8 protein-coding genes and 3 pseudogenes are annotated in these 11,424 nt (G+C 71.2%); 2 read left to right on the forward strand and 9 right to left on the reverse strand.

Features of this window, described 5'->3' with window-relative positions; genetic code table 11:
* Window positions 1-18 precede the first annotated feature (18 nt).
* Window positions 19-442 (reverse strand): annotated as a pseudogene (locus ACFC1R_RS24895) (transcriptional repressor).
* A gap of 178 nt (window positions 443-620) precedes the next feature.
* On the opposite strand from ACFC1R_RS24895, the pseudogene ACFC1R_RS24900 reads away from it, so the two are divergent.
* Window positions 621-790, forward strand: a pseudogene (locus tag ACFC1R_RS24900) (transcriptional repressor); the annotation flags it as partial.
* Window positions 791-1,053: 263 nt separating this feature from the next.
* Here ACFC1R_RS24900 and ACFC1R_RS24905 read toward each other — a convergent pair.
* Both ACFC1R_RS24905 and ACFC1R_RS24910 read right to left on the reverse strand, forming a co-directional pair.
* A complete protein-coding gene (locus ACFC1R_RS24905; protein ID WP_375942123.1) occupies window positions 1,054-3,633 on the reverse strand; it encodes a collagenase in 2,580 nt (859 codons plus the stop codon).
* Window positions 3,634-3,987: 354 nt separating this feature from the next.
* Entirely contained in the window at window positions 3,988-4,197 is a 210-nt protein-coding gene (locus ACFC1R_RS24910) for a hypothetical protein (protein ID WP_375942105.1), read from the reverse strand.
* Between the two features lie 333 nt (window positions 4,198-4,530).
* Between ACFC1R_RS24910 and ACFC1R_RS24915 the strand changes: the two are divergent.
* Window positions 4,531-4,617 (forward strand): annotated as a pseudogene (locus tag ACFC1R_RS24915) (exodeoxyribonuclease III); the annotation flags it as partial.
* Between the two features lie 123 nt (window positions 4,618-4,740).
* Here ACFC1R_RS24915 and ACFC1R_RS24920 read toward each other — a convergent pair.
* The 6 genes from ACFC1R_RS24920 to ACFC1R_RS24945 all read right to left on the reverse strand — a co-directional run.
* Window positions 4,741-5,511 carry a thioesterase II family protein gene (locus tag ACFC1R_RS24920; protein ID WP_375942107.1) on the reverse strand — a complete coding sequence of 257 codons (771 nt, stop codon included), beginning with the start codon at window positions 5,509-5,511 and terminating at the stop codon, window positions 4,741-4,743.
* A 2-nt stretch (window positions 5,512-5,513) separates the two neighbouring features.
* A complete protein-coding gene (locus tag ACFC1R_RS24925; protein WP_375942109.1) occupies window positions 5,514-5,702 on the reverse strand; it encodes a hypothetical protein in 189 nt (62 codons plus the stop codon).
* Between the two features lie 20 nt (window positions 5,703-5,722).
* Window positions 5,723-6,466 carry an SRPBCC domain-containing protein gene (locus ACFC1R_RS24930; RefSeq protein ID WP_375942111.1) on the reverse strand — a complete coding sequence of 248 codons (744 nt, stop codon included), beginning with the start codon at window positions 6,464-6,466 and terminating at the stop codon, window positions 5,723-5,725.
* Window positions 6,467-6,498: 32 nt separating this feature from the next.
* Complete coding sequence (locus ACFC1R_RS24935; RefSeq protein WP_375942113.1) at window positions 6,499-7,758, reverse strand: cytochrome P450; 1,260 nt, start codon at window positions 7,756-7,758, stop codon at window positions 6,499-6,501.
* A gap of 17 nt (window positions 7,759-7,775) precedes the next feature.
* On the reverse strand, window positions 7,776-7,991 hold the full coding sequence (locus tag ACFC1R_RS24940) for an MbtH family protein (protein ID WP_375942115.1): 216 nt from the start codon (window positions 7,989-7,991) through the stop codon (window positions 7,776-7,778).
* Window positions 7,992-7,994: 3 nt separating this feature from the next.
* Window positions 7,995-11,424, reverse strand: a 3,430-nt coding sequence (locus tag ACFC1R_RS24945; RefSeq protein ID WP_375942117.1) for an amino acid adenylation domain-containing protein, incomplete at its 5' end; no start/stop codon positions are given.

Here is an 11,424-nt window from a genome sequence, read left to right on the forward strand (position 1 = left end):
CCTTCCGGACCTGGCGGATCACGATGCTAAGGAACTGCGGACGGTGGAACGGTCGGGGCACGGGCCCCGATGGATGACCCCGGCCTCGTCGATCACGGAGCCGTGGTCGTCGGACTCGGTCGGGCAGGGGCTCTGCCGACGCCGCGGTCGACGTCGGTGGCCACGGCGCCCGGCCGGCACACGACGTGGTCGTCCCCGACGCTCCCTCCGCACCGGGCCGGGCTGCCGGGTGGTTCGGTCCGGCGGGCGAGTCCGCGGCGGGGAGCGCGTGGGGGGCCTCACACACGGCTCGAAGGGGGATGCGGCCCGCGCGACCGACCGCCCCGGAGACGATCGCCTCGCAGCCGAGGTGGTCACCGTCCCGGACGGTCGGGAGCAGCGCGATGCGGGCGCCCGCCACCCGCAGGCCGGCACCGTGCAGCTCCTCGGCGGTGGCCGTCACGCCTCTCTCCTGCCGAACCGGGGAATTACCATCCCTTGGCTGTCACCAAACTCGATCCTACGATTGACAGGATCCAAGTCAAGAAGCACGCCAGACCCGTATTCGGTCGGACCCGATACACCCGTTGGTGAAATCCGGGCGTCCGCACATCCCCATGGACCTGAATAGGCGAACCGATATGAGTGGCCTGCTGGAGCGGCTGCGAGAACGTGGCCGGCGGTGACCTCCCGGCGGCATGTCGTTGCGGAGGTCCTCGACGGCGACCACGTGCGCCTCGCGGTCGACGGGGTTCACGCCCGTGCGGCCTCGGTGGCTGCCGAAATCTCCCGGGCGACCGTCCACAGCACCGGGCGGGTCGGCCTCCCCCGGTGAAGTCACCGGGAATCGTGATCGATCTGCGGGATTCGCCCTCTCGGCGGGGCCGGGACCGGTGGGTCTGCTTTCACGACGCGAGTGCAACTGACGGACGAGGATCGGGAATTCATCGGGCCGTACCTGCCGATCGGCGAGTACGGCCCGTTCTGCGCGGAGAACGACTGCCGGGCAGTCACGGGGCGGCGGAGCGCCCTGGCCGTGACTGCCCGGCGTGAAACCGGGTCGGAACCCGGGACTCAGAACTGGGTACTGACCGTGACGCCGCTGAAGTCGGTGTCGGCGTAGAGGCTGAGGTAGCGGTAGCCGGCCGTGGTGTTGGTGACGGTGATGCTCTGGGTGGTGCCGGAGCCGGTGGACGAGGCGGTGAAGGCGCTCGGCGACGCCCAGGTGTCCGGGTCGTAGTACAGGTACGCGGTGCCGGTGCCGCCGGAGGTGGAGACCTTCAGCGTGGTGGTGCCGGCCGGCAGGTAGACGTACAGGTAGTCCAGGCTGCCGGCGGTCGCTGCCTGGTTGGGCCGGGAGCAGTTCTGGCCCATCGCGTCGGTGCGTACGTCGGTGCAGGCGGGCAGCGCCCCGCCGGTTGTCACGGTGACCGCTGCCGGGGTGCTGGCGGTCTTGCCGCTGCTGTCGGTCACGGTCAGGTCGACGGTGTAGGTACCGGCGGCCGCATAGGTGTGGGTCGGATTCCGCTCGTCGGACGAGGTGCCGTCGCCGAAGGTCCAGTTCCACGAGGTGATCTTGGCGGAGCTGGCGGTCTCGACGGACCTGTCGGTCAGGCCGACCGTGGCGCCGCTCACCGACTGGGCGAACAGGGCCGTCGGACCGGCCGCGTAGCAGGCGCCGCCGGCGCAGCTGTCGAGCCAGGCGTCGAAGTCGGCGTCGTAGGCGGTGCCGATGCTGTTGTAGACCGCGTAGCCGCCCTGGAAGTCACCGGTGCGGAAGTGGCCGAGCATGTTCTGGACGTCGGACGGGTGCTTCTCGAACATGTACCGGACGGAGAGGTAGCCCCACGGGTAGACGCGGGTCGAGTCCGAGTTGTCGTACGTGTTCTGGAAGATCGTGCTGAGCTTGTAGGTGTGCTTGGGCGCCTCGGCCATCGCCTGGGTGTCGGTCGTGCCGCGGTAGGCGTAGGACTCGTACTCGGCGACCCCTTCGATCCACCAGATGTCCGGAACGGAGATCTCTGCGCCGAAGTTGCCCTTCATGTCGTAGATGCCGTCGAGGTAGTGCGTGTACTCGTGGTTGAGGTTCCACACGTTCGCGGGGAAGCCGTCCTTCCACGACTTCTGGTACATCACCGACACGGCCTGGTTGGCCGGGTCCGTCGGGTCCATGACGGTCTGGCCGCCGTTGTCGGTCCCGTTGCCGAAGATCGCCCAGGAGTAGTTGACGTAGTCGGCCTGGTTGGCGAAGACCGCGAGCGTGATGGTCTTGTCGTACTGGCCGGGGACCGGGCCGTTGTCCTTGACCAGCTTGTGGAAGAAGGTGTCCTCCCCCCGCAGGCTGGCGCAGACGGCGGCCAGGTCGGCGGCCGAGAGGGCTTCGGTCTCGATGGTGCGGTTGTCGCAGACCAGGGTGTTCGGCAGCACCGCCGCGGTCAGCTTCGCGGGCAGGTTGCAGGTGTCGTAGTACGAGCACTGGGTGCCGTCGTACTGGTCCGCCTGGAAGGCCGTGTGCACGTACAGCGGGCCGGTGGCGCCGGTGATCCGGGCGGAGTCCAGCACCGCCTTCACCAGGGGCTTGGCCACGGCCTCGATGGTGGCGTTGTCACCGGTCATCCGGGCCAGGTCGTTTCCCGCGTTGACGTCGAGGAAGGCGTTCGGCCCGCCGAGCAGGTCCTTGTGGTTGAGTGCGAAGCTGCTCAGGGTGTTGACGATGCTCGGGTCGGCGCTGACCGCGTTGACGTAGTCCGGGCTCCAGTTGGCCCGCCACAACGGCGCGAACAGGGCGGCGTTGACCGCCTTCACCATCTTCGGGTAGGCGTTGTAGGAGTTGCTGTAGCCGTTCAGCACCTGCTTGTAGACGTTCAGGTACTTGCTCTGCAGGTTGGCGCTGTCGGTCAGGACCAGCACGTCGTAGAGCACGGGGCCGTTGGCGTCGTTGACGTCGGTCCAGTGCCGGCTGGCGAAGAAGGCGTCGAGACCGGCTTTGGTGGCGTCGAAGAGTGCGGCGTCGTAGGTGCCGACGGCGCCCGGGTTGTAGGACTGGACGTAGTAGCCGGCCCGCAGGAAGAGCACCAACTGCCAGATGCCGGTGGAGTCGTCACCGCCGTAGTCGGCCGCGAGGTCCTGGAAGGCCCGGGCGACGGGGAGCATCTGCTGCTGCTTGAAGATGCTGCCCGCGTCGGTGCCGGTGACGTTGAACAGCGTGTTGACGCAGTCGGTGGTCGAGTTCTCGACGAAGGAGACCAGGTCGGAGCCGCTTCGGCTGCCGAAGTCGGCCAGCGCGCAGCTCTGGGCGGCGGCCGCAGCGGCTGTCGCGCCGGCGGCGCGTGGGGCACCGGCGGCCGGCTTGGCCGGGGCCGTTTTCCTGTCGGCCGGGCGGGGCGTGGTCTGCACGGCCGTTCCTGCCGGTTGGCCCATCGTGGTCTGGGCGAGCAGGGCGGGCGGCAGCGGGGCGGCGGCGGGGGCCGGGTCGACGGAGCCGGCGGAGACCTCGGGGCCGAACGGCTTCGGGACGACGGAGGCAGCCGCGGTCGCCGACTTGGCGGTGACCGGGCCGGACGCGGCGAGAGCCGGGGCAGGCAGCAGGGCGGCGGCCGTGGCGGCGGTGGCGACGACGGCCATGAGGGTGGGGATCGGTATGCGCAGACGCACTGTCAAGTCCTTCTCCTGTGGGGGGATCTGACTGGACAACAGACGTAACGAGGGGGATTAGGGGTGCATCCTGCCACCGAACGAGGGAGAGAACAATGTCACAGGTCATATGACATAGCTGATCCGGCCACGGCACGACGCCGCGCAGACGATCCGCGGGGGACGGCCCTCCGGTGACGGGCTGCCAGGGCCGGCCGGAGCCCCGTCGCGGGCGGGCCGCGCGACGATCCCGGCGGACCGCGGTGATCCCACGGGCTGACCGCTGATCGGTCCCGGCGGTCGAACTCACCCGATACGTGCCCGAATCGCAGCGCATACGGTGGCCGAAAATCGTCGGTCGCGAGACAGCGGCGATCACCCCGGGCCGCGCGACGCGCCTTTTCCCGGGGGTGTCTCCATGGGGTTCGTCAAGGAGTTCCGGCTGTGTTCGGGATCGTCGGCGGGCAGCACGACGGGATGCCGGATCTGCTGCGGGGTGACGACGAACCGCCCGGCGGTCGGGCCCGGCCGGTCGAGGCAGCCGCGGGTGACGCCCGCGCCGGCGACGTACAGCTCGCCCGGCACCCCGGTGGGCACCGGGGTGGAGCGCGGTGTCCAGCACGTACGGCCGGCTGCCCGCGACCGGACGGCCGATCACCGGGCGCGGGCTCGACGCGATCGACGTGACCACCGCGTCGACGGTGCACTCGGAAGGCCGGTAGGAGGTGAAGCAGGCCACGCCGTCGGTTCCCCGCGGTTCCGTCCACAGGCGTTCGGGGACGGCCCCGCCGCCCACCACGACCACTGCCGGACGGTGTCCCCCATTGATCGACAGCCCGTGTGGGAGCAGGACCTGGAGGTACGGCGGGGTTGCGTTGACGAAGTCGATCCGGTGTTGTTCCCACAGAGAATTTCACCGCTGAGGCCGTCGAGGCCTACGTCGAACGCGCCGCGTCCCACGCGGAGCGCTGGAGCGACCACACACCCGTCACCGCAGTGTTCGACGTGAACAACCGACGGATGGACGATGGCATCGACAGGACGCGGACCCCAGCGGGCAGGCTGCCGTGTCGGTGGCCCGGCCGGGCGGGAGCCCGGCCGAGCAGGTGCCTGGCCGGGCCACCGCCGTCAAGCCAGCCGCGCGGTGATGTCGGCGAGCAGCTCGGCCTCGGACGGTGTCAGGTAGAAGTGGCCGCCCGGGAACCAGCGCTGCTCGAAGCCGCCGGGGGCGGTCAGTTCGGACCAGGCGCGGACGCCGTCCGGTGGGCAGTCGGGGTCGCTCTCCCCTGCGTACGCGGTGATGGGCGCGCGCAGGGGTTTCGGCTGCCGGGGGCGGTACGTCTCGATGAGCCGGTAGTCGGCGCGCAGCGCCGGGAGGGTGAGCTCGCGCAACTCCGGGTCGTCGTAGGCCTCCGCCCCGGGGCCGCCCAGCTGCCGGACGTCCGCGATCAGTGTCTCGTCGTCGCCGGTGTGCAGGCCGGTGGGCGCGGCGCGGTGCGGGGCGACGCGGCCGGAGACCAGTAGCCGGGTGGGCGTGAGGCCGCGGCCGTCGAGCCGCAGGGCGACCTCGTAGGCCACCGCCGAGCCCATGCTGTGGCCGAACAGGGCCAACGGCCGGTCGAGGTAGGGTTCCAGGGCGGTGTGGATCTCCTCCGCGAGGGTTGGAAGGTCGGGGGCGAAGGGCTCCAGGAGCCGGTTCTGCCGTCCCGGGTAGCGGACCGCCAGGAGCTCGACGTCGGCGGGCAGCAGTGCGGGCCAGCTCTGGAAGAAGTTGGCGGCGCCTCCGGCGTGCGGGAAGCAGACCAGCCGGAGCCTCGGCTGCTGGGCACGCCGGTGCACGTGGAACCAGGCGCCGGGGTCGCTCCTGGCAGGTGACGGCTTGGTAGCCGGGTGTCCCACGATTACCACCGGCCCCGCGACGGTGCGGAGTTGAGCCTGGAGCTGAGTGCCGACAGGAAGGTCGGGAGCTTGTCCACCATGGACTTGGGGACCGGGGTGGTCTGGACGGTGTCCCGCACCGCGTCCTGGACGACGAGCTTGTAGGTGCCGTTCTCCTCGACGAGTTCGGCGGCGTAGAGCAGTGTTTCCATCGAGGTTTCCATCGGGGGTCCTAGGCTTGGGTGTCGTTGAGCCAGGCGTTCCACGCCTTGGTGGCCTGCTGCTCGTCGGCGTCCTCGGCGAACAGGTGGTGGCCCAGCCAGATCGGCCAGTTCCAGGTGCTGCCGTTGAAGAACCGATAGAGCGCGTCCGGGCCTCGCAGGCCGACGAAGTCGGGGCTGATCCAGTCCACGACCACCTCTTGCGAACCGCCTCCCGGACCGGGGACGTGGAGTGAGAGCCAGTCGCCGGCGGCCGCGTCGTCGGGGAGGCCGAGGCGTCGGCGCAGGGCGGCGAAGTCGGCCGGGTCGGCGGTGGGTTCGGGGCGCTGGGACTTGACGTAGACGGCGGGGCGGCCGCCGAAGTGCCGCAGGTACTCGGCGAGGCCGTGCTGGTAGAAGTGGACGTGCTTCTCGGCCGCGCCCGCCTTGGTGTCCCAGGTCTCGTCCCAGACGCCCTCGTGCACCCAATGGATTCCCATGCGCAGGTGGCTCGTTCCGCTGTCCACCGGCTCGATCCGGTAGCTGAGCGTGTTGGAGAACTCGTCGCCCATGGTCGCCCGGACGGCGAAGTGGCTCGGCGGTTCCCACACCACGACGGTGCTGTCGGACCGGGTGACCTTTCCGCCGACGCCCGGCTCGACCTCCATGGGGTACAGCCAGCCCAGGTTGCCGGCGCCGGTGGCAACCGCGGCCCAGACCTGTTCGGGTGTCGCGGGCAGGTCCTGTTCCTTGCGGACCTCGAACTCTCGAGTCATGGTCGCTTCTCCTTCGTCGTCATCGTTCAGTGTCAGTAGGTGAGCGGGAGGGCGCTCAGCCGCCGTTGCAGCGGGTTGGGCCGCCATTCGAGGGCCTGACCGTCGGCCAGCCTCAGCTGCGGGAGCCGCCGGACCAGCGTGCTGACGGCCACCTCCACCTGCAGCTTGGCCAGCGGGCCGCCGAGGCAGAAGTGCGGGCCGTTGCCGAAGCTGAGGTGCCGGTTGCCGGGGCGGGACAGGTCGAGCCGGTCGGGGTCCTCGAAGCGCTCGGGATCGCGGTTGGTCGCGGCGAGGAACAGGTAGACCAGCTCGCCCTCGCGCAGCGTCCGCCCGCCGATCTCGACGTCCTCCGCGACGACCCGGACGATCGCCTGGGTCGGCGTGTCGTAGCGGGCCAGTTCGTCCACGGCGCTGCGGATCAGCGTCGGGTCCTCGCACAGCCTGGCCAGCTGGTCCGGGTGGCGCAGCAGGGCGAGTACGCCGTTGCCGATCAGGTGGGTGGTGGTCTCGTCGCCGGCGGTGATCAGGACGAAGCAGGTGGACAGCAGTTCGGAGTCGGTGAGCCGGTCGTCCTGCGCCTGGGTGGCGACCAGGGCACTGATCAGGTCGTCGCCCGGTTCACGCCTGCGTTGCTGGACGAGCCCGAACAGGTACTCCTCGTACTGCTCGATCGCTGCCTCGGACTTGTCGATGTCCTCGCTGAGCCGCCCGAAGCGGTGGAACCAACCCTTGACCTGCGGCCGGTCCCCGTCCGGAATGCCGAAGAGCTCGCAGACGACGGACATCGGCAGCGGGGAGGCGACCGCCTCGATCAGGTCCGTGGTCGGCCCGGCCGCGACCGCCTCGTCGATGAGCCGGTCGACGATGCGCTGGACGCCGTCGCGCAACGCTTCGACCCGCCGGGCGGTGAAGGCCCGGTTGGCCAGCTTGCGCAGCCTGGCGTGGTTCGGCGGGTCGGTGTTGGTCATCACCCGGCCGAGCCGGTCGGAGAGCCGGCTGAAGGCCTTCAGGTCACCGCCGAGCGCGACGTAGGCGCGGGTCATCCGGTCCCGGTCGTTGGACAGCCGGAGGTCGCTCAGGGCGGCCTCGACGTCGGCGTACCGGGTGAGGTACCAGATGCCCTGGGCGCTTCGGTGCACGGGGCTCTCGCGCCGCATCCGGGCGTAGAACGGGTACGGGTCCCGGCGGGCCTCGGCCGTGAGCAGGTCCGCGGCGAGGTCATGGGCCGGGGCGAGGTCATGGGCCGGGGCGAGGCCCGCCGTGGGGCGGGCCTCGTCCGTGGTGTCGGTCACGTTCACTGCGAGCCGCGCTACCGCTGAGTGTCCATGGCGTCGGCGAGGCTCTTGGGCCGCATGTCGGTCCAGGACTGCTCGACGTACTCCAGGCAGGCGGCGTTGCTGTCGGGGCCGTGGACGACGGTCCAGCCGGCCGGGACGTCCGCGAACTGCGGCCAGAGCGAGTGCTGGTTCTCGTCGTTGACGAGCACCAGGAAGGTGCCGTCCTGGTCGTCGAAGGGGTTGGTCATGGGTCAGTCCTCCTGGGGGGAAAGGGTGGTGGTGCCATCGGTGTCACCGGTCGCCCCGGCGAGCCTGGCGGCCAGGATCGGCCCGATCTGCGCCAGCGAGCCGGCTTGGGTCATCCGGTCGTGCCGGGTGGTGATCTCGTGCGATTCGATCCGGCCGGTGACGTAGGGGCGCCAGGTCTCGGGCCCGGCGTTGTCCTCGGCCCGGTCGATCGTGGAGTTGAACAGCAGCAGGTCTCCGTCGAAACCGCCGGGGACGAAGTCGACCGCCAGCTTGGAGTTGTTGATCATGATCTCGACGATCACCTCGACCTGTCGTTCGTTCAGGCCGGCCAGGGCGCTGCCCCGCCGGTTCAGCACCTCGGCGACCTCGGCGTAGGTGATTTCCCGGTCGCCCAGCTCGTCCGGGTCGACGTCGAGCACACCGACGAGCACGTCCCGCACGGTGGGCACCGGAGCCACCTCGAACTGCACGTCCTTCACCGGGTAGGCGTCGAGGATCGCCAGTAGCGCGGTCCGCTCGCCGCGCGACTGCAGTTCGCAGGCCAGCGCGTGGGCGATCAGCCCGCCGGCGGACCAGCCGAGCAGCAGGTACGGGCCCTCCGGCTGGATCTTCTGGATCTGGTCGGCGTAGTCGGCCGCCATCTCCTCGTAGGACGTCGGCAGGGGTTCGGACCGGCCGAGGCCGCGAGCCTGGATCGCGTAGACCGGGTGCTCGGGACCGACGTGGTTCAGCAGCCCGCTGTACGACCAGCTGATGCCGCCGCCGGGGTGGATGCAGAACAGCGGTGTGCTGGTTCCGGTCGAACGCAGCGGCAGCACGACGTCCAACGCGTCGTCGGGATTGTCCATGACCAGGCGCCCGGTGAGACCGGCCACGGTCGGTGCCTCGAACAGCATGCGCAGGCCCAACTCCAGACCGAGGGTCTCGCGGACGCGGGAGGCCAGGCGGGCGGCCAGCAGCGAGTGCCCACCGAGGTCGAAGAAGCTGTCGTCGATGCTCACCTGCTCCCGGCCGAGGACCTCGGCGAAGAGGCCGCACAGCAGTTGCTCCTGCGGCGTCCGGGGGCCGCGCCCGGCGTCCGACGCTCCGTACTCGGGGGCGGGCAGCGCGGCCCGGTCCAGCTTTCCGTTGGCGGTCAGCGGCAGCACGTCCACGGTGACGAACGCCGCCGGCACCATGTAGTCGGGCAGGTCGCGGCGCAGCCGGCCGGACAGCTCCCCCAGCTCGGGCGCGCCCTCGGGGGCGGGCACCAGGTAGGCGACCAGCCGCTTGTCGCCCGGCCGGTCCTCGCGGGCGACCACGGCCGCCTGGGCGACGCCCGGGCAGCCCGCCAGGACCGCCTCGATCTCGCCGGGCTCGATCCGCAGGCCGCGCAGCTTCACCTGGTGGTCGGCGCGTCCGGCGAACTCCAGCGTGCCTCCCCCGGTGCCCCCGGCCGTGGGGGTCCCCCATGGCCGCCACCACGCCAGGTCGCCGGTGCGGTACATCCGGCTTCCGGACGGCCCGTAGGGATCGGCGATGAAGCGCTCCGCCGTCAGGCCGGGCCTGCCGAGGTAGCCCCGGGCCACGCCCACCCCGGCGAGGTACAGCTCGCCGACCAGGCCCGTCGGCACCGGCCGCAGGTGGTCGTCGAGCACATAGGTGCGCATGTTGGCCATCGGCCCGCCGATCGGCACGGTCGCGGCGTGTTCGGCGAGGGTGCGCACCGGGTGGCAGGTGGCCAGGGTGGTGGCCTCGGTGGGCCCGTAGCCGTTGACCACCTCGATGCCGGGGCAGGCCGCCAGCACCCGGGCGGCGGCCGCCGGGGAGACCACGTCGCCGCCGGTCCACACCTCGCGTACCCCCGCGAGCAGGCCCGGGCGCTCCTCGGCGACCAGCCGGAACAGTCCTGCGGTCAGCCACAGCCCGGTCACCCCGTGCGCGGCGATCGTGTGCTGCAGCAGGTCGAGGTCGAGCTGCTCGGGCGGCGCGACCACGATCCGGCCGCCGTTGAGCAGCGGCACCCACAGCTCGTAGGTCGAGAGGTCGAAGGCCGTCGGGGAGTGCATCAGCACCCGCTCGTGTCCGCCGCCGCGGAATTCCGGGGTCAGCGCGTGACCCACCACGTCACGGTGGGTCACGGCCACGCCCTTCGGCCGCCCGGTCGAGCCGGAGGTGTACATGATGTACGCCAACTGCTCCGGCTCGCACGGGACTTCGAGGGCGGATGAATCGGGCTCGGCCTGCACCAAGGCGGCCAGCACCTCCCGGGTGAGCACCAGGGCGGCCCCGCTCTCCCGCAGGATCAGGTCGATCCGGGAGGAGGGGAAGCGCGAGTCCAGCGGCACGTAGGCGCCGCCCGCCTTGATGATCGCCAGGATCGCCACGACCAGCTCCGCCGAGCGCTCCAGCAGCACCGCGACCGGCGTCTCCGGCCGTACGCCCTGGCGGACCAGTGCCCGCGCGAGCCGGTTGGACCGCAGGTCGAGCTCCCGGTAGGTCAGCTCGGTGCCGCCCGCCACGACGGCCACCGCGTCCGGCGTCGCCCGCACCTGACGGGCGAACAGCTCCGGCACCGCGGCACGGGGCAGCTCGGCCGCCGTGTCGTTGAACCCGTACAGCAGCCGGTGGCGTTCCGCGTCGGACATGATGTCGATCCGGCTGATCGGCCGGTCGGGGTCGGCGACCGCCGCGCGCAGCAGACGGGCCAGGCGCTCGAACAGCAGCTCCACGGTGGGCGCGTCGAACAGGTCGGTGGCGTACTCCACCGCGCCGACCAGACCGTCGGGGCTGGGGGCACCTCCCGGGCCGCTGGGCCCAGCGGGACCGTCCGGGCGGAACTGCTCGGCCAGGCTGAAGGTCAGGTCGACCCTGGAGGTGCCGGTGGGCGCCTCCAGGTGGCCGGTCTCCAGCCCCGGCAGCGCGAACTCGCCCACCGGCGCGTTCTGCAGGGCCAACATGATCTGGAACAGCGGGTGGTGGGCCAGCGACCGCGTCGGGTTGACCACCTCGACCAGGTACTCGAACGGCACGTCCTGGTGGTCGTACGCGGTGAGCGCCTTCTGCCGGACCCGGCCGAGCAGTTCGGCGAAGCCGGGGTCGCCGCTGGTGTCGGTTCGCAGCACCAGGGTGTTGACGAAGAAGCCGACGAGCTCGTCCAGCGCCTGGTCGGTACGGCCGGCGATCGGGCTGCCGATCGGGATGTCCGTACCGGCGCCGAGCCGGGTCAGCAGCGCGGCGAGGCCGGCCTGGAGCACCATGAAGATGCTGGCGCCGCGCGCGGCGGCCAGGTCCCGCAGGGCCTGGTGCAGTTCGGCGTCCAGCCGGACCGCGACCCGGCCGCCCCGCTGGGAGGCCACCGGCGGCCGGGGCCGGTCGGCGGGCAGTTGCAGCTGCTGCGGCACGCCCGTCAACTCGTTCTTCCAGTAGGCCAGTTGCCGGGCGAACAGGCTG

It is taken from the genome of Kitasatospora sp. NPDC056138, assembly GCF_042264695.1.
Lineage (GTDB): Bacteria > Actinomycetota > Actinomycetes > Streptomycetales > Streptomycetaceae > Kitasatospora.

Bases quoted from the DNA above. Each gene is read 5' to 3' on its own strand.
- ACFC1R_RS24930 (WP_375942111.1), bottom strand. From the start codon at position 6,466: ATGACTCGAGAGTTCGAGGTCCGCAAGGAACAGGACCTGCCCGCGACA.
- ACFC1R_RS24925 (WP_375942109.1), bottom strand. From the start codon at position 5,702: ATGGAAACACTGCTCTACGCCGCCGAACTCGTCGAGGAGAACGGCACC.
- ACFC1R_RS24940 (WP_375942115.1), bottom strand. From the start codon at position 7,991: ATGACCAACCCCTTCGACGACCAGGACGGCACCTTCCTGGTGCTCGTC.